The organism is Polyangiaceae bacterium (assembly GCA_020633235.1).
Classification (GTDB): domain Bacteria; phylum Myxococcota_A; class Polyangia; order Polyangiales; family Polyangiaceae; genus JACKEA01.
This window is the reverse complement of the sequence record JACKEA010000002.1, coordinates 1,333,941-1,352,938: the sequence shown is the minus strand read 5'-3', so window position 1 is coordinate 1,352,938 and position 18,998 is coordinate 1,333,941. Positions and strand designations below refer to the sequence as shown.

Below are 18,998 nucleotides of genomic sequence, written 5' to 3'. Positions count from 1 at the left end.
TCAACGGCGTCTGCGGAGTAGGGCGGCGAGGGCTCCGAGGGCGAGCCACGCGAAGAGCGACAGCGAGCGGCTGCTGGTGGTGCGGCAGCCGCAGCCGCCGTCGTCCTCGCCCGCGGAGGGACGCGCGCCGCCCCCGCTCGCCCCTCCGCTACTGCCGCTGGCGCCAGCGCCGCCGTCGGTTCCGGGGCTGCCCGCCGAGCCGCCGTCGACGTTCGGCGCTGCGTGGGGTTCCACGGTGAGCTGCAGCGGGATGTCGCCCGCGCTTTCGAACCATGCGACGCCCTCTTCCACCATGTCGAGCTGCACGGTCTTCTTCTGACCGAGGTCGAGGGCGGGTAGCGGCACGTCGAGGGCGACGCTCTCCCCCGGGCCGACGTCCTTCGGCAGCTCCACGCGGATGGGATAGCCGCCGGATTGGCTGGGCAGCGTTCGCACCCGCGGCGGCGTGTCCGCGAGGTGAGCGCCCAGGCGGAATTTGCCGACTTTCCAGGTGTCCCAGCCGTCGTTCCGCACGCTGAGGGCGAGCGTGCTCGGCGCGCCGGGCTCGGGGCTCGGCACTGCCACGTTCAGATAGCTGGCGCGCTTTTCGATGGCGCCGCCGAGCTGTCGCTTCAAGAGATAGAAGAACGCATACGGATCCACGAAGCGCGCAGCGAGGGCAGCGTGATTGAGCACCACCTGGCGTGAGCCCGTGGTGAGCGCGGCGGTCGGCTTCAGCACCGTGCGGTAAGCGGAGAACTGGGGCGACGACGGCGGCGAGAGCTGGCCGGCGACGGAGCTCTCCACCGCGTTCGCGTCGTCGCCGCCGGCGCTGCCGAGGGTGAGCACGGGGGCGTGGTCCACCAGCGCCGGTAGCGATAGGCTCGTGGGGCCGATGAGCACGATGCCGTCGCCGGCGAAGGGCGTGACGGCAGAGAGGCCGGTGGCGTCGATCGAATCCAGCGGATTGAGCACCCAGGTGCTGGAGGCGTCGAGCACGCGCTGGGCCCGCATGCCGGCGTTCGCCCAGATCTCCCGGCGCTCCGCGTTCATCAGGCTGGGGTTGCCGTAGCCCGGGCCGCTGTCCGCGCCGATGAAGAAGTCGCGCGCCGTGCGCGTCGCGATCACGTGGCGGAAGAGCGGCGGGAAGCGCGAGGCCAGATGCCCGGAAAAATCCCAGGCGAAAGGCACCACGCCGCGCCCCGGGGCGTCCCACACCACGGGCGTGAAGGACGCCAGCCAAGAAGCGCCGTCGTAATCCCCCACGAACCAGAGCACGTAGTTGGCCGGCTCCACCGCTGCCGTCTCGGGGGCGCCCGCGTAGAAAGCGACGTCGTCTACGTCGAGGTTCGCGCCCTCGGTGCGCAGGTAGAGCTGGCCCCGAGTCGAGGTGTGGCCTGGGTTCTTCACGTTCAGCGTGGCGCGCACCTCGCTCCACGCAGTACCAGCGGTGAATTTGGTGACGACCTGCTCCGTGCTGCCGCCGAGGCCCCAGATCACGAGCTCGCCGTCCACCGGAGCGGCCGGCGCCCGCACGAAGGCGCGCAGGGTCACCCGCTGGCCGGGCGAAGCCGCCGGGCCGTCGCGGTAGATGTTGTCCGCGCTGTCGTCGCCGATGGCGGAAGTGTTGCACTCGAGATAGCGCAGGCCGGAGTGCGCCTTGGGAGGTCCTGGCGCGTCGTCGGTGTACACGACGTGATTGGTCGCGTGCAGCGTCCAGCCGGCGCTGCCGTCTTCGAAGCCGCCGTTCTGGGCCAGGCCGTGGAGGAAGCCCGCGCCGATCAGATCTTCCGCCGTGGGGCGGGGCTGCGGTGGGACCACCTCCGGCAGCGGTACGTGCTGGTGGAACGAGGCGTTGGCCAGCGTCGCCACGCCGGGAGCGTCGGCGTCGAGCCCCACGGCCCAGGGAGAAACGACCTGCACGCTCTTCCACTCTCCGGCCACGGGCTCGTGGCCCGCCGGCAGGCCTTGCAGCGTGGTGTACTTGAACTGCCAACCGAAGAAGCCGCGTACGGTGATCACGTCCGGCGGCGCCTGGTCCCGTGCGGCGGAGACGATCTCCTTCAAGATGGCCGGGTCGGTCCCCGGGGGCTGCCCAGGGGCGTCCGTCGCTGCCACGTCGCTCCAAGGCGACAGATCGAAGGGCATGCCGCGGCGGGCGACCAGGAAGTCGCGGTTCGTGATCTGCAGCTGGCTCGTGGGCTGCGGGTTGCCCTTGTAGTCGGTGGGGTTTTCCACCCAGAAGCCGTCGAGCATGAAGCCGAGCTCCAGCGGTTGCAGCTTGCCCGGCTTCAGGTAGTTCTCGAGCGCCCAAACGTACGCGTCGGCCTTGGCGCTCTGGGACGTTTGGCGATTGGTGCCGAAGACGCTTTCGCTGCCCTGGTTGTCGAGGAACACCGAACCGCCCGCGGGCGTGACCAGCGAGATCTTGGTGTCGAACTGGGCCGAGAGCTTTTGGTACCAGCTCTCTGGATCGCTGCTGTACGACACGACCAGCAAGTCGTCGGCACCCGCCGCGGCGAAGGCCGCGTTCACCGTCGCCGGGACCTTCGGGTCCCACACGGCGAGGCCGGAGATCAACGGTGTGTAGGCGGTGATGGCCGCGTCGAGATCCGAGAGCGGTTCCACGCTGCGGCCGTCCAAGATCCCGCCGCCGATGGCGGGATCCGAGAGCCGATCGAACCACAGCTTGTCGGTCTCGAGGCCGGCCTTCACGGCGCTGGTCACGTAGAAGAGATAGAGGTTCGGCGCGCTGCGGTTGGCGAGCCCTTGCAGGCAGGTGGCGACGGTGAGCTCGTCGTACACGGCCTGGCGTTCGCTCACGCTGCTGGGGGAGGCACCGAAGTCCTGGGTCAGATCCAGGGTCCGGACGGGCTCGGCGCTGGCCTGGAGCGAGAGCGTGAGGACGGCGGCGGCAAGGCGACGAGGCATCTTGCCAGCGACGTTATCAGCCGAGAACGCGGCGCGCGCGTAGCAGCTTCGCTTCCACGTCCACGCCGTGAGGGCAGGCGCGACGGGCCGCGGTGAGGTCCGCGCCTTCGAGGCGCCGCGCCTCCGCGGGGAGCGCACGGTACAGGGCGCGGGCCTCGGCCTTCTGGCCGTAGCTGTCGTGGTACATCAGGTAACGAAGCGCATCGCCGACCCGAAGGGCGGCACCCGCCGCCGCACCGCAGTGGTGATCGCACCCGTCACAGGCGTGCGGCCGCGTCGCTTCGGCGTAGCGGCGAAGCGCCTTGTGCTCCCCCAGGGTGAGGCTCTTCTTGTCCAGCGCGGCGGCGATGTTCTCCTTCACCTGCCGGATGTTCTCCATGTGGGAGACCGCGGCGCTGATGCGTTGGTCCGCCCACACGGCCTTGAGGGCGGCTTGGTACTTGTTGTACTTGCCCGTCTTCTCGAACTTGGCGATTGCGTCTTCCAGGCCGATCTCCGAGGCCTGCGTCTTCATCGCGATGAGCCCGACGTTCGCCTTGTGGGCTGCGTCGATGGCACGGTGGAGCTCCTTGTCGCCGTACTTGCGGAAGTTGTAGCGGAACATCACCGCGTCCACGAAGCTCCGCTTGCTGGCCGCGTGCAGCAGCTCCACCACGTTGCCGGCGTGACACGAAAAGCCGAAGAAGCGGATCTTTCCCTCCTTCTTCAAACGCTCCACGGTCTTGATGAGCGCCTTGTCGTCGAGGGGTCCGAGCTCGTCCAGGCCGTGCAAGAAGTACAGATCCACCTTGGAGCGACCGATGTTCTTCAGCGTGGCGTCGACGTCCTTGGCCAGGCCGTCCGCCGTCCAGTGGCCGGTCTTGCTGGTGATCCAGGTCTTGTCGAGCGCACCGAGGCGTTTGAGAGTTTCCGCGGCGCGCGGTTCGGAGCGACCCCCGGCGTACTTGCGCGCGGTGTCGATGTAGTCCACCCCGTGGCGCAGGGCGACGGAGATGCGCGGATCGAGCTTGGCCTTGAAACCGGCGCCGCCGCCGACGAGCAGGATCGGGATCTTCTGTCCGGTCTTTCCCAGCACCCGGCGTGGGACCTGCGGGTGGCTCTTCTTGGCAGCGGCGGCGCGGCGTTCGCCGAGCAGTGCTACCGCGGAAGCGGCGCCGCCGAGGGCCAGGACGTTGCGACGGGACAGATCGTGCTCAGCCATGCCCGAAGTCTAGCGATCCGGTGCGCGCGCGCCCCGAGGTTCCGCGGCGGACCGACAAACCAACAAATATACAAGGCATTACGTGGAGGCTGGGGCGAGCAGTTACGATGGGGCATGCCTGCGGATCCCGAATCCAACCGCGCCCCGAGCGGTACCCTGCGGCTGCCCCAGGGCGACGCCGAGCTGGCCCAGACCCTGGTCGCAGCCAGCGACTCCGAACCACGCGTGGTGGATCCCACACCCGCGTCTCTGGACGGCAGCCGTCGCTACTCGATGGATCGCCTGTTGGGCCAAGGTGGCATGGGCGAGGTGCGCCTGTGCTCCGATTCCTTCATCGGTCGCGAAGTCGCCATGAAGGTGATCAAGAAGGGGCACGGTTCCTTCACCGCCACTCGCGCGCGCTTCCTGCGTGAGGCGCGGGTGCAAGGGCAGCTCGAGCATCCGAGCGTGGTGCCCGTGTACGACATCGGCTTGGCCGAAGACGGCCAGACCTACTTCACGATGAAGCGCGTGAAGGGGCATACCATCGAGCAGATCCTCTCGGGGCTTCGCGCCGGAGACGAAGAGATCCGAGAAGAGTACACGCGGCGAAAGCTGCTCTCCGCCCTCGGCCGCGTTTGCCTGACGATAGCGTTTGCTCACAGCCGCGGCGTGGTGCACCGGGACTTGAAGCCCGCCAACGTGATGCTCGGGGACTTCGGCGAGGTGTACGTCTTGGACTGGGGCGTGGCGAAGATCCAAGGCGCAGCAGAGCTCGAGCTGGACCCGGATCCGGCCATCAGCGGAGAGACCGAAGCGCTGCCGAACACGGAGGTGGGCGCGCTGATCGGCACGCCGGGTTACATGGCGCCGGAGCAGGTGCGCGGAGAGGTGGATCACATCGGGCCGGCGGCGGACGTGTACGCGCTGGGCGCGATCTTGTTCGAGATCTTGGCGCTGGAACCGCTGCATCGCGGCGACACGCTGCAAGACCTGTTGGTGGACACGCTGGCCAGCAACGCCCGGTCGCCCCGGGAGCGGGCGCCGGAGCAGGACGTGGAGCCGGAGCTGGAGGAGATCGTTCGTCGTGCGGTGGCGCCGTGGCCGACGGATCGCTACCAGAGCGCTCGTGAGATGCACGACGCGATAGAGGCGTTTCTGGATGGCGAGCGCGACGCCGAGCAACGCAAGAAGGCGGCCACGCTGCACATCGACGAAGCCGAGCGCGCTCTTGCGGAAGCGGCCCGGGGGGAGCCGGATGCCGACGCCAAGCGCGCCCGGGCGATGCGGGAGATCACGCGTGCGCTGGCGCTGGACCCGAGCCACGACGCAGCGATGGGCCTGTTGATGCAGTGGGTGAGTGAAGCACCAACGGACTTGCCGCCCGACGCCGAAGCCGCGCTCAAGGAAGTGGAGCGACAGGACCGCGCTCGGAACGCGAAGCGCGCCGCCTTGGCCTACATGTGCTGGTACCTGTTGACGCCCATCGTGCTGTGGATGGGCATTCGCGACTGGACCCCGGTGCTTTTGTCCAACGTGGCCATTACTGCGGTGGTGATCTACTCGCTGTGGATGGGGAAGACCGGCCGTGCCGACCCGAGGTACATGCGCATAGGGCTGATGCTGAACTTCGTCGTGGTGGGCTTCGTGAGCATGATCTTGGGGCCGTTCGTGCTGTTGCCGGGCATGGCTTCGGCGAGCGCGAGCGTTGCGGCGGTGGGTATTCGGGCAAACCGAATGACACGCCGTTTCTTGATCCTGCTCAGCGTGCTCAGCGTCTTCGTGCCGGCGGGGCTTCAGCTCGTTGGCTGGTTGCCGGCGAGCTACGCGTTCGCCGACGGCCAGATGCGCATTCTGCCGGCGGCTACCTACTTGCCGGCCGTCCCCACCCTCACGTTCCTGGTCTCTGCCATCTTGCTACAGGTGGTCGTGACGCAGCTCTTGGTCGGCATCGGGGTCGAACGCTTGGTGCTGGCAGAGCGGCGGAACTTCGCTCAGGCCTGGCGCCTGCGGCACCTTCTGCCCGCGGACAGTGGGGCCTGAACGTTGCGCTTTGCGCTGCTTCTGATCGCCCTGCTCGCGTGCGCCGGGTGCGGCACGCCGGCCAGCGCGATCGAGCTCACCCACGCGGAGTATCGCTGGAGGGGCACCGGCGAATTCCACGCGCTCACACGCCTGGATCTGGAGCCGCCCGATCGCGACGGCGCGCAGATGCTGGAGGTCTGCTACCAAGTTCCTGCGCTCGATGTTTCCGACCCGGTTTTGGCTCAGCCGGGCGCATCCAGCATCGCTGGCGCGAGCGTGGACGGGAAGCAAGCCAACATTGCCGGCGGCATTCTGCCGCTGGGCGCGCCTCGGCAGGCTCATCGCGCCTGTATCGTCCATCGCGCGTGGTATCCCCTCGGCAGTCACGGGGCTGTCGTGGGTTCCGAGCTTCAGCTCGTGCGGTGGACCGAGCAGCGCGAGTTACCGCAATTTGCGCTGGGTTTGGTGTTCGCCGTGCTGGGCATCGCCTTGCTTGGCTCGTCGCTACGCACCGGCGCGGTGCGGTCCTACCGGTTCGTCGGAGCCTTTGCGCTGAGCCTGAGTTTGGTTTCGGTCTCTCAAGCACTGCTATTGCGATCGCTGATCTTGGAGAGCGGTTGGCGCTGGCTCACGGCAGCGGGGCTTGGTGCGGCTCCGGCAACCGCCGCGCTGTTCGTGCGCGACACCGTGGGCGACACCCGCAAGGGTTGGCTTCGTGTCGCTGCCGTGTCGACGCTCGCTTTTGCCGTTCTCTTGATCGTGTTGGACGCGGTTCGCGTCGTACCGGTGCAGCAAAGCTATCGGTTCGTCTACTTGTTCGTCTTACTCACGACGGTCGTCATCATTCCACATTTGATTGCCAAGGCGCGCGGCGGTGATCGAGCAGCCAAGGCGCTGCTGTACGGTCTGGGCGCCCTGGTCTTGATTTCCCTCCCCGACGTCGCAGTGGGACTGGATTTGACGACGCAAGCGGCGACGGGATTCACGAGCCTCGGCCTGCTCGTCTTCTTCCTGTTCATCGGCTACGCGGTGGAGCAGAGCTACCGCACGCAGCGCGCGCGGCTCGAGCAGACGGCGGGCACGTTGCGCCAGCAGGTCACCGAGCTCGAGGAGCGCGGGCAGGAGATCGAGACGCTCAACGAGGAGCTCCGCCACCAGCTCGAACGGCGCTCGCGGGAGCTTCAATCCGCGCTTTCCGGTGCAAGAAACGTCGGTACCTCCAGCGCGGCGCTGACCCGAGGCGCGGTCGTGGACGGTCGCTACCGAGTGGAGCGCCGTTTGGGGGCCGGCGCCATGGGCGCGGTGTACGATTGCGTGCGCCTCACGGACGAGCGCCACGTGGCCGTCAAGCTCATGACCGGCTTGCTTCGCCTCGAGCAGGCGCTTCGCTTCGCCCGCGAGGCGGAGATCGCCGCCAAGCTGCGACACGAGTGCCTCGTTCCGTTGGTGGACGTGGGCGTGGCGCCGGAGGGCTACCTGTACCTGGTGATGGAGCTCGTCGTCGGCAACACGCTGGAGGACGAGCGCGCCCGTTTCGGCGACGCCCGTTGGGGACTACCGATCCTCACCGACGTGGCCCGCGGTCTCGCTGCGCTTCACGAGGCCAAGATCGTCCACCGCGACCTCAAACCTTCCAATGTCTTGTTGGACCGCCGCGGAACCGCCGCGGTCCGGGCGCGCATCGCGGACTTCGGCATCGCGCGCCCGGACGAGTCCCCCGCGTTCGCGGACACGGCGCTGCCCGACGATCCGGCCCTGGCCCGGACCGAGCTCGGCGCGCTCACGCAGACCGGCGCCTTGGTCGGCACGCCGCTGTACATGCCGCCGGAAGCGGCGCGCGGCGAGTCGTCGCTGGCGTCCGACGTCTTCGCCCTGGGCGTCGTGATGCACGAGGTGCTGACCGGCGCCTACCCCTTCGCGGCGCCGCCGGTGTTCGCCGCGCGCGCCGGTGCGGAGGCGGCGATCCTCGTTTCCCCGGATCTCGCTCCGGAGCTTTCGACCCTGGTCGCCCAGATGCTCGACCCCAATCCCGCGGCTCGGCCCGCGGCGGAGGCCGTGCGGGCAGCCCTCGAGCGGGCGCAGCCTGTGGAAAAACTGGGGATTTCCGGGCCCCAGCCTTGACGCCCCGGCGGCCCCGGGGGAGCGAAATCGACCCCGTTTCATCATGACGCCCAATACGGTCAGTCAGGCCCCGCATCCTCGCGGTCCGCTCGACGTGTCTGCCCAGCTCGGCGGACGGCGTCTCGTGGTCATCGGAGGCACGGGATTCCTGGGCAAGGTCTTCTGGACCTTCCTGCTCTCCAAATACCCCGACGTGGGCCACCTGTATCTCGTGGTCCGCGAGCGCGACAAGCAGAACGCCCGCGAGCGCTTCTGGAACGAGATCGCCAAGAACGATTGCCTGAACGCACTGCGGGAAGAGCATGGCGAGCGGTTCGAGACGTTCCTCCGCGACAAGGTCACGCCCATCGGCGGTGACGTCGTGCATCCTTTCTGCGGCCTCGACGCTCCGCTGCGAGAAGATCTGCGCGGCACCATCGATGCCGTGGTGAACGCCTCCGGGGTAGTGGACTTCGACCCGCCCCTCGACGAAGCGCTGGAGGTCAACGCCTTCGGCGTCCAGAACCTGGTGGCGCTGGCCAAGGATCTCGGCAACGTCCCTCTGCTCCACACCAGCACCTGCTTCGTCGCGGGCAGTCGCACGGGCATCATCGAGGAGCTGGACCCTCGCGAGTTTCCCTTTCCCCGGGCGCACGAGCTGGAACAGATGCACTGGGAGCCGGACCGCGAGATCGCCGAGTGCCTCGACGTGGTGGAGCAGGCGCGCCACCGCTCGTCCGACGCGTTCCGCCAGAGCCGCTTCTTGGACCAAGCCAAGAAGAACCTCCTGGATCGCGGCGAGCCATCCAGCGGACCCACCCTGGAAAAAGAGGTGGAGCGCGTGAAGCGCAAGTTCGTGGAAGCTCAGCTCGCCGAGATGGGGATGGAGCGAGCGCAGTTCTGGGGCTTCCCGAACACGTACACGTACACCAAGGCGATCGGCGAGCAGATCGTCGCGAGCAGCGGCCTGGCCTTCACCATCGTGCGCCCGGCGATCGTGGAGTCTACGTCGTTCTACCCATTTCCGGGCTGGAACGAAGGGATCAACACCAGCGCGCCGCTGATCTACTCCCTGCGCGAGGGGCAGACGCAGATCCCGGGGTCCGACAACTTCCTGGACTTCATCCCCTGCGACATGGTCGCGGCGGGCATGACGCTCTCGCTGGCGGAGCTGCTCGAGGGCACCGCTCCGCCGGTCTACCAGTACGGTTCCAGCGACTCGAATCCGTGCACCATGCGGCGCTTCTTCGAGCTCTCCGGACTCTACAAGCGCAAGTACTACAAGCGCACTGGTCGCGGCGGCCCGGTGCTCAGCGCACTGCAGTCGCGCTTCGAAGGTGCGATGCTCGACAAGGACCAGTTCCGGCGCTTCGGTCCCAAGGCCATCTCCAAGGCGACGCGCACGGCGGCTAGCTTCATCGAGCGCGCCGCTCTGGGGCCCGCGGCGCCGCTGCTCTCACCAACGGCTCGCGTGCTGAGCGGCTTCGCCGAGCAACAGGACAAGATCGGCGACGTGCTCGGGGCCTTCGTGCCCTTCACGGCGGAGTACCACTACGTGTTCCGCTGCGACAACACGCGGGCGGCGTACGCGAGAGTGAACGGCGCGGACCGCGACAAGATCTGCTGGCAGCCGGAGCAGATCGACTGGCGGCAGTGGTTCTTGGAGGTTCACGTTCCCGCCCTCGAGAAGTGGGTGTTTCCCAAGATCGACGAGCGCATCCGCCGGCCGCGGAAGGCCCCCGAGCGGCACGAGACGCTGACCTCCATGCTCGGCGAAATGACCGAGCGCTACGATCTCGCCGTCGCTCTCCAGCGTACGGAAACCGAGGGTCTCTCGCGCATCACCTATCGCGAATGGCAGCGGCGTTCCCTGGCGTGTGCGGGGCGGCTGGCGGCGCTCGGCGTGGAACGCGGAGACCGCGTGATGCTCGCCGGCGCCAACCACCCCGCGTGGCCCATCGCCTTCTTCGGCATCCACCTGGCGGGCGCCACGGTCGTTCCGCTCGACGCCGGCATCGACGCCAGCGCCGCCGCGAACTTGGCGCGAGCGTCCGGCGCCAAGGTGTTCATCGCGGACGACAAGGTCCGCAAGCGAGTACGCCACGACGTAGACGCCGCCCGCGGCGGCGGGATCTCCTGGCTCGACCTGTGGGCGTCCGCGGAGAGCGGCGAGCCCATTCCCAAGGCGGTGGAGTCGCGACCCGACGACGTGGCCGCGCTGATCTACACCAGTGGCACCACGGGCACGCCCAAGGGCGTGATGCTCTCGCACGAGAACATCACCGCGCTGGTCGCCTCCCTGGCCCCGCTGTTCCCGCTCTCCAAGGGGGACCGGGTGCTCTCGGTGCTGCCGCTGCACCATACCTTCGAGCTCACCTGCGGCATGCTGTTGCCGCTCTCGCGGGGCGCGCGGGTGGTGTACCTGGACGAGCTCACCGCGGAACGACTGGAGGCGGGGCTCAAGAGCGGACGCATCACCGCGATGATCGGCGTGCCGGCGCTGTGGGAGATGCTGGAACGACGTATCACCGCGAAGGTCGCGGAGCGCGGCTCGCTGGCCTCGCACGTGTTCGACTTCGCCGTGGAGCTGAATCGCACGCTGGGCAAGAGCCTGGGCGTGGACGCCGGCAAGGTCCTGTTCGGGCCGGTGCACACGGGGCTGGGCGGCCATCTTCGCTACTTGGTGAGCGGTGGAGCCGCCTTGCCGGAGAAGACGCACCACCTCTTCAGCGGCATGGGCCTGCACCTGGCGGAAGGCTACGGCCTCACCGAGGCTGCGCCGGTGCTCACGGTGGCGGAGAGCGGCCCCAAGTCCAAGCCCGGTCACGTGGGCAAGCCGGTCCCCGGCGTGGAGATCCGGATCGACAATCCCAACTCCGAAGGCGTGGGCGAAGTGCTGGCGCGCGGTCCGAACGTGATGCTCGGCTACTCCGACGACGAAGAGACCACGCGCCGGGTGATCGACTCCGAGGGCTGGTTGCACACGGGCGACCTGGGCAAGCTCGACAAGAAGGGCAACCTGGTCATCGTCGGCCGCGAGAAAGACACCATCGTCACGTCCAGCGGCGAGAACGTGTATCCGGACGACGTCGAGGCACGCATTGGCAGCGTGGAACACGTCGTGGAGCTCGCGATCGTGGGCGCGTCCGACGGCCGCGGCGGGGAGCGCGTCGCGTGCGTGGCCGTCGTGGCCAAGGACGAGGGCGGGTCGCGCGGCGAGCGCCACGCACGAGCCAAGCGCGCGCTGGACCGCGCCCTTTCGAAGCTACCCGTCGTCCAGCGTCCTTCCGTCGTGACGTTGGTGGACGGCGAGCTGCCGCGCACCGCCACCCGCAAGGTGAAGCGCCGGGAGGTACAGCGACTGGTGGAGCGCGTCGCGCCGCTGTCCGAGAGGCCGCCCAGCATGGAAGCCACGGGCGAGCTGGATCGCGCCGCGCGGCAGGTGCGCGCCGCGGTGGGCGCCATCACCCGCAAGGATCCGAGCAAGCTGTCCCCCGGCATGTCCCTGCGCGGGGATCTCGGCTTCGACTCCCTCATGCTCTTGGAGCTGCTCGTGGCCCTCGAAGCCCAGGTGGGGGCGTCCCTGGACGCAGAGCGGCTCAGCAGCGCGGAAACGATTGAAGACGCCGAGGCCTTCTTGCGGGAGCTGTCCTCCGGGCGGCGCCCCTCGGCTTCTGCCAGCATCGAGCGAGAAGACGAGACGCCCTTCGAGATCCCGGACGAGCTCCGCGAAGCGGCGATGCACTGGCTGGGGCGAGCCCAGATGGGTTTCTACGACCGCGTGCTCAGCACCAAGGTCACGGGCCGAGCGTTCATCCCGTTCAACCGCAACACCCTCGTGGCCGCCAATCACGCGAGCCACCTGGACATGGGCCTCGTGAAGTACGCCCTCGGCAGCTACGGACAGGATCTGGTGTCGCTCGCAGCCCAGGACTACTTCTTCGAGGGCAACCGCTGGCGGAAGGCATACTTCGAGAACCTGACGAACCTGGTGCCGATGTCCCGCACCGGCTCCCTTCGCCAGAGCTTGCGCCAAGCCGGGGAGCTCTTGGAGCAGGGCAAGACCGTGCTGATCTTCCCCGAAGGCACTCGAAGCTCGGACGGCGAGGTTCAGGAGTTCAAGCCCGCGGTGGGGCACTTGGCGTTGCACTACGGCATCGACATCTTGCCGGTCTACCTGGGCGGCACTCATCGGGCGCTGCCCAAGGGCGCCAGCGTTCCGCGCCGGCGCGACGTGGCGGCGCGCATCGGACCACCACTAACGGTCTCGGATCTTCGTCGGCTGACGGCGGAAATGTCGCCGTCCGAGGCCTCCCGGGCCGTGAGCAGCTTGGTGCGGCGCGCGGTGCTGGCGCTGTCCCGCGGCGAGGTCCTGGACATTGCCCAGATGGGGTCGCTCGACGCAGCGCTGCCGCAAGTGGAGGACGAGGGGCTCGCGCCGGTGTTCTCGGAGCTGTCGCGGCGTTTCGTCGCGGGGGCCGTAGACGAGACGGTGACGTTCTACTTCTCCCTCGGGGAAAAGGAGCGTTGGACCGTGATGGTGGACGCGACCGAGTGCCAGGTGACTCGCGGCAAGGCCACGGCTAGCGCCGACTGCGTGTTGAAGACCACGCCGACGCTGTTCACCCGCATCGTGCGCGAGGCCTATACGCCGGACCCGGCGGAGTTCGTCTCCGGTGCGGTGAAGAGCAACAACATCGGGCTGTTGATGACCTTCCAGAAGGTATTTCAGCTGGACCGACCAAGCGCCGTGTTCGCGCCGGCCCGACAAACCCTCGATCGGGAGCTGGGCGGATGAGCGCCAACGGCAAGGCGAACGGCAACGGCCATGGCTCCAGCCACGGAGTCCCGCTCTCGCCCCCTCGGCGTTTCTGGCTGGGCGGCGCCACGGGGTTTCTGGGATCCCACTTGCTGCGGCTGCTTGGGGATCTCGGCCATCATGTGGTGGCCACGAGCAAGCGGGGCGGCGACGGAGTCTCCGCCGTGGACGTCCTGGATGCGGACGCCGTGGCCGAGTCGGCGCGGGGAATGGAAGGCGCCTTCCTGACGACGGGACGTGTCAGCCGCGATCCGAAGGACGCCGAAGCGCTCCATCGCATCAACGTGACGGGCGTGCGCACCGCCTTGACCGGACTACGGCGCGCCGGCGTTCGCCGGGTGGTGGTGGCGTCCACCAGCGGCACCATCGCCCTGGGCGAGGATCCGGACGAGATCTTCGATGAGCACTCGGACGCGCCCCTCGATCTCATCGCGCGATTCCCTTACTACCGCAGCAAGTACTACGGCGAACGGGAGGCGTTGGACGCCAACGCTCCGCCAGACTTCGAGGTGGTGGTGGTCAATCCCAGTCTGCTGCTCGGCCCCGGGGACTTGCGGGAGTCGTCCACGGGGGACGTCCGGAAGTTCCTGGAGCGGGACATCCCAGCGGTGCCGTCGGGAGGCATGGCGTTCGTCGATGCACGGGACGCCGCGTTGGGCATGTTGCTCGCGTTCGAGCGCGGCGAGGCGGGAGAGCGTTATCTCTTGAACGGCAAGAACCTCACGGTCCAGGCGTTCTTCCAGCGACTCGAGCGCATGACTGGTGTGCGCGCGCCGCGCTTGAAGCTGCCCGCCAATCGCGCCCTCGCCCTGGGGCTGAACGACGTCTTCTCGCGCGCGGTGCGTCGCATCGGTGGAGAGCCGAGCGTCGATCCCGTGAGCGTGGAAATGGCGCAGTACTACTGGTATTGCAGCAGTGAGAAGGCCGAACGCGAGCTCGGCTGGACGGCGCGGGATCCGGGCGAGACATTACGGGACACGGTCGAGGATCTGCTGGCGCGGGGCGCGGCGCATCCCCGGGCGGGGTCGTTGGAGGACTCGGCGCGTCGAGCGCTCGAAAGCCTGCGGGCCGCCGTTCGTCGCTGAGCCGTCGTCGAACTGTCACGTGCCCTTAACGCCGAGTCGGCGTAGCCTCGGTGCCGTCATGCTTCGACGCTTCGTTCTCGGGTTTTGCGCCCTAGCCCTGCTTTCCGCCTGCTCCTCCTCCAGCGACGACGAGCCCGCAGGCACCGTGCCATTGACGAACTGCGCTCCGGAAGAGGACACCCACGCGAACTCCCGGGCTGCTTGTGAGTTTTCCGCCGGTGCTCTGCCCAAGGAGACGCTGAGCTGCAAGACCCAGGGCAAGCGCCTGCCCTTCGAGCACGTGGTGCTCATCATGCAGGAGAACCGCTCCTTCGATCACTACTTCCAGAAACTGCCCGAGTATGGGCAGCCGGACGTGGACGTGGCGCCAGAGGGGACCACTCAGCCGGCGCCGGACGATTCCAGCGTGCCCTTCGTGCACAAGACGGACTACTGCTTTACTGACACGAACCACGAGTGGGGCGGCAGCCACGAATCGTGGAACGAAGGCGCCATGGACGGCTTCGCCAAGGCGAACGCGAAGACCGCAGATCCCACCGGCGCCCGGGCCATCGGCTACTACGACGACAAGGACATTCCGTTCTACTACCAGCTGGCCAACACCTTCGCGACGAGCGATCGCTACTTTTGCTCCGTGATGGGCCCCACCTGGCCGAACCGCATGTACTGGCTCGCGGCTACTTCCTTCGGCAAGACGGAGAACCAACCCATACTGGGACAGGTTCCGTCGCTCATGGGCGCGTTGAACGACGCCGGCGTGACGTGGAAAGAGTACCGCACGAACCTGGCGGCGTCGTCGTTGTTGGTGAACGTCGCGCTCGACAACAGCGACAAGATCGTCGAGATCTCGGACTTCGCCAAGGACGTCGCCGCCGGCACCCTGCCTCAGGTCTCCTGGGTGGAGTCGCTGTTCAGCAAGGGCGGCGCGGCGGAAGAGAGCGAGCACCCGCCGGGGGACATGCAGGTCGGCCAGAAGTGGGTCTACGACCAGATCAAGGTGATCATGGACAGCCCCTACTGGGACAAGACCGTCATCTTCATCACCTATGACGAGCACGGCGGGCTCTACGACCACGTGGCTCCGCCCAAGACCTGTGCTCCGGACGACACCGCTCCCTTGACCGGCGGCGAGCTCGGCGGCTTCGACCAGCTCGGCTTCCGCGTCCCGGTGTTCGTGATCTCGCCCTACACCAAGGCGCACTACGTGTCCCACGTCACCCACGACCACACCAGCATCGTGCGCTTCGTGGAGACGCTGTTCGAGCTTCCTGCAATGACCCGTCGCGACGCCAACGCCGACGCGATGCTCGACTTCTTCGACTTCGAGAACCCGCCCTTCATGGCCCCACCGGCGCTCGACGAACCGCCGGTGGATCAGGCCAAGCTCGACGCTTGCCTTTCGCAGTTTCCGAAGTAGCTCAGGTCCAGCTGCAGTCGAAGATGGCGCGATCGGGGCTGGACTCCGCCACGAAGACTTCCACGTTCGAGCCCCCGGAGCTCTCCAGCACCGCGCGGAATCCGGTGGCGTTCGCGCGGTGGACCAGGTTGGGCCACACCCCGCGCGGATGTGTGACGGTCAGGCGTGCGCTGTCGTCTTCGAGGCGCACGGAGAGCCCGATGCCTTTGTGGATCATTCCCCACGCGAGCCGTGCGCCTCTGAGCGCGAGACGCGGCGTCGCCACGGCGGTCATGGCTCGGTACAATCGTGATTGTGCCAAGCGCTGGTTGACGCGATACGTCCACATCAAGACGTCGTCGTCATCGAAGCCGCGCGCATCGGCGATGGCGTAGTGGGCGGCCACGCTCACGACTTCGGGCATCCACTGCGTGACAGGGGGTGGGGAGCCGAAAAGGCTCGCGAGTCGCTCGGGCAAGGCGTCCAGCTTCACTCTCGCACCCGGGTCGTCGAGGGCGCCGCGCAAGAGCGACGCCTTGACCCGACACTCAGGGAAGGAGTCGAGGCCCTGCGGCAGGCTGTCCAGGTAGGCGTGGAGCCGCGCGTACATCTGGAGCCAAGGCTACACCCGATCTCGGGTGGAGCGGCATCTCCGTGTTCAGCGAACCGGAGGGGTCGACCCGCGCCGCGACCCTACCGCGCGCAGAATGGCGTCTGCGCTGTGCATGGTGGACGTCGTCTGACGCTCGTCGGCCAGCGACCGGATGACGTCCACGTAGCTCTGGACCTTCGCGCTGCTGATGCCGTCCACGTTCGCCACCACCGCCCGGAGGCTCGTCGTCAGCGTCGCGCTCAGCGGCAGCCTCAGCGCCGTGAGCATCTCGAACACGTAGTCCACCCAGCGCCCCTGCTGGGTGGCGCTCGCGATCTTGAGCGCGTAGTCCAGAGCGCTCGCTCGCGTTTCCGGCGAGAGGGTGCCGCGAGCCTTGGCTTCGTCGAGCACCTTGGCCAGATGGACGCGCATCATACTCTCAGCGTCCGCAGCTCGACCCTCCGCCAGGGCCCGGTCCACGATCTGGCCGATGAGCTCGAAGGCGTCCGCCCGCCGCGTTCCGCTGGGCGCCTCGCTGTCGTAGGCTTCCGCCTCCGGAGATCGCTGCTGTACGGCCGCGACGGTTCGCGTTGGGCGGTCGCCGCGCGTCACCGCGCCGGGTCGGTTGGCGCGGCTCCCGCTCGCGTCTCCAAACACCACCTCCAGCTCTTCTCCGCCGATCGCGACGCGGTCGCCATGGGACAGAGCCTTGGCCCCCGAGATAGGATGCCCGTTTACGAAGACTCCGTTGGCGCTCCCGAGGTCTTCCACGCGCACGGATGACGCCGTGATGTGAATGCACGCGTGCTTGCGACTGACCTTGCTGGAGTGGAGCACGACGTCGCAAGATGGGCTCCGGCCGATGAACGTGTCACCCAGCCCGAGACGGATCTGTGCGGCGCCGACGCGAAGCCGCACTTCAATGGATTTCGGGTCACTCGCCACCACGGTGCCGCGCCGAGCATAGCACCGCCTCGTCCTCGGGGTTTTGTCGGTTCGGCGCGAGCCCCGTCAGGGCACGGTCCAGCCGGCTTTGCCGAGCGCGGCGAGCACTACCGCCGTGAGGTAGAAGGTCAGCCCCACGCCGACCAAGATCCCAGCGCGCTCCAGAGCTTTCTGCTGCACGTTTCGACGCGCGATGACTCGGGCCACGACTTCCCCTGGATGGGCTCCCAGATCCTCGCTGACCCAGCGGATCCGCCGCAGGGCGCGCAACGTGAGCACGATGGCAGCCAGCACCAGGAGCAATCCGATGACCATGCTCGATGCGGAAAGGGCGCCGGCGTTCACCATGTTGTGTCCGGAAAACCCGGTCACGCTGATGCACACGCCAGCGATCCCTAGATAGGTGTGGCCCTGTCCCCGGAGCACGGCGAGCTGGCCGGAGAGAAACGACAAGAGCTCTGGCCCTCGACCCTCGAACAGGCGCGCCAGGTTTTCGGCTTCCGGATCGCTCACGGACAGATGGTTCCGTCCAGGAGCTGACACTTGCCGCTCACGCACACCGCCGGGTCCTGACAGTAGGGTCCGGTGTTCGCGTTGCAGCTCGCGCCGTCCACGGCAATCGCCATGCATACGCCCTGGGATTGCCCCGACGGGATCACGCACTTCGCGCCGGACTTGCACACGCTGGAGGACGTGCAGTTCTGGCCCGGGAGGCCCGACGAGCCCGCCGTGCACTTGCCGCCACTGCAGTAGAAGTTCTTGAACGTGTTGCAGCTCAAAGGCTCGCTGCCGTTGCAGCTGGCATTGGTCTCGCCCAGGCTCGGTTGCTTGCACTTGCCGCCGTAGCAGACCAGTTCCGCTTTGCAGTCGCGCTCGGACGAGCAGCTGGCGCCGGCTCCCTGCCGAAGCTGACAGGAACCGACCACGCAGTGAAGCTCCGGCGTGCAGTCGATGCTGTTGCTGCAGTTCTGTCCGATGCTGCCCTTGGGTTTGCACAGCTGCTGATCGCAGTACAGACCCGGTGCGCAACCCGTGGTGGAGCTGCATTGCTCATTCACGTCCGCCACCGTGGTGCAGGCGCCGCACAGGTTGCCTCCCTTCTGGCACACCAGGCTGTCGCACTGGTCGTCGACGTAGCAGCCGCTTCCGCCGATCTTGGAGCCGGCCACACCGCACAGGGAATCTATGGTGAGCGTCGCGGTGGCTTCTCCGGAATAGAACAGCGCGCAGGACGACTGCGCCAAAATGTTCGCTGCCGCCGCGTACAGCCGAGGTTCGACGTTGCTTCCGGGTGCAATGATGTGCTGTAGGCAGCTCAGGTAGACGCGATCACGACACGTGGCCTCGGAGTCGTAGCCGGCCTTGTCGAGCAACGCGGGCGCGCACACCGAGAGCGTGGCGCAGTAGGACTGGGCGTAGTACGTGCAAGCCTTGTCGCTGGTGATGGTGCCGAAGGCGCCACAGCTGGTGCTGCCGTTGGCGCCATAGCCACCAGTGCCATTGCCGCCAGAGCCGGAACCGTTGCCGGAGCCGCCGATGCCGCCCGAGCCGGAACCGTTGCCGGAGCCGCCGATGCCGCCCGAGCCGGAACCGTTGCCGGAACCGCCGATGCCGCCCGAGCCAGAGCCGTTTCCGGTGCCGCCGGAGCCGGAGCCGTTTCCGGAGCCGCCGAAGCCTGAGCCATTCCCGGACCCCGCGCTCGCGCCGGTGCCCGTGCCGTTGGCAGAGCCCCCGTTCGCGCCGGTGCCCGTGCCGTTGGCGGAGCCCCCGCTCCCAGGGCCGCCCGGACGCGGGGGCCCATCGCCGCCGCTCCCCACGCAGGCCACTGCCAGGAACGCGGCGGCCAAAGCCAGATTTGCCGAGCTCTTCCGTGTCACCCGCGGATCTTCCCACAAAACGGGCCAACTCGGCAGGGTAACCCCTTGGCGCCGCGGCTCGTAGGCCTA

Annotated in this window: 11 protein-coding genes; 5 read left to right on the top strand and 6 right to left on the bottom strand. The window is 67.9% G+C overall.

Annotated features, from left to right (window positions below; genetic code table 11):
• On the bottom strand, window positions 1-2,910 hold the full coding sequence (locus tag H6717_16505; GenBank protein MCB9578630.1) for a hypothetical protein: 2,910 nt from the start codon (window positions 2,908-2,910) through the stop codon (window positions 1-3).
• 16 nt (window positions 2,911-2,926) lie between these two features.
• Window positions 2,927-4,111 carry an aldo/keto reductase gene (locus H6717_16500; GenBank protein MCB9578629.1) on the bottom strand — a complete coding sequence of 395 codons (1,185 nt, stop codon included), beginning with the start codon at window positions 4,109-4,111 and terminating at the stop codon, window positions 2,927-2,929.
• Between the two features lie 114 nt (window positions 4,112-4,225).
• On the opposite strand from H6717_16500, the gene H6717_16495 reads away from it, so the two are divergent.
• The 5 genes from H6717_16495 (at window position 4,226) to H6717_16475 (ending at window position 15,536) form a co-directional block, all read left to right on the top strand.
• Window positions 4,226-6,133, top strand: a complete 1,908-nt coding sequence (locus tag H6717_16495) for a serine/threonine protein kinase (GenBank protein ID MCB9578628.1) — start codon at window positions 4,226-4,228, stop codon at window positions 6,131-6,133.
• 3 nt (window positions 6,134-6,136) lie between these two features.
• Complete coding sequence (locus H6717_16490; GenBank protein MCB9578627.1) at window positions 6,137-8,236, top strand: protein kinase; 2,100 nt, start codon at window positions 6,137-6,139, stop codon at window positions 8,234-8,236.
• A 94-nt stretch (window positions 8,237-8,330) separates the two neighbouring features.
• Window positions 8,331-13,013, top strand: coding sequence for an AMP-binding protein (locus tag H6717_16485; protein MCB9578626.1), 4,683 nt, complete (start codon window positions 8,331-8,333; stop codon window positions 13,011-13,013).
• Window positions 13,010-14,119 carry an NAD-dependent epimerase/dehydratase family protein gene (locus tag H6717_16480; GenBank protein MCB9578625.1) on the top strand — a complete coding sequence of 370 codons (1,110 nt, stop codon included), beginning with the start codon at window positions 13,010-13,012 and terminating at the stop codon, window positions 14,117-14,119. The genes H6717_16485 and H6717_16480 overlap by 4 nt, the downstream gene beginning before the upstream one ends.
• 58 nt (window positions 14,120-14,177) lie before the next feature.
• A complete protein-coding gene (locus tag H6717_16475) occupies window positions 14,178-15,536 on the top strand; it encodes an alkaline phosphatase family protein (protein ID MCB9578624.1) in 1,359 nt (452 codons plus the stop codon).
• Between the two features lies 1 nt (window position 15,537).
• Here H6717_16475 and H6717_16470 read toward each other — a convergent pair whose 3' ends face one another.
• The 4 genes from H6717_16470 to H6717_16455 all read right to left on the bottom strand — a co-directional run bounded on the left by H6717_16470 (window position 15,538) and on the right by H6717_16455 (window position 18,929).
• A complete protein-coding gene (locus H6717_16470) occupies window positions 15,538-16,125 on the bottom strand; it encodes a hypothetical protein (protein ID MCB9578623.1) in 588 nt (195 codons plus the stop codon).
• Window positions 16,126-16,173: 48 nt separating this feature from the next.
• The gene (locus tag H6717_16465; GenBank protein ID MCB9578622.1) at window positions 16,174-17,025 is read right to left on the bottom strand and encodes an FHA domain-containing protein; all 852 of its coding nucleotides are present in this window, start codon (window positions 17,023-17,025) and stop codon (window positions 16,174-16,176) included.
• 93 nt (window positions 17,026-17,118) lie between these two features.
• Complete coding sequence (locus tag H6717_16460; GenBank protein ID MCB9578621.1) at window positions 17,119-17,565, bottom strand: hypothetical protein; 447 nt, start codon at window positions 17,563-17,565, stop codon at window positions 17,119-17,121.
• A complete protein-coding gene (locus H6717_16455) occupies window positions 17,562-18,929 on the bottom strand; it encodes a hypothetical protein (protein MCB9578620.1) in 1,368 nt (455 codons plus the stop codon). Before H6717_16455 ends, H6717_16460 begins: the two co-directional genes overlap by 4 nt.
• Window positions 18,930-18,998 lie beyond the last annotated feature (69 nt).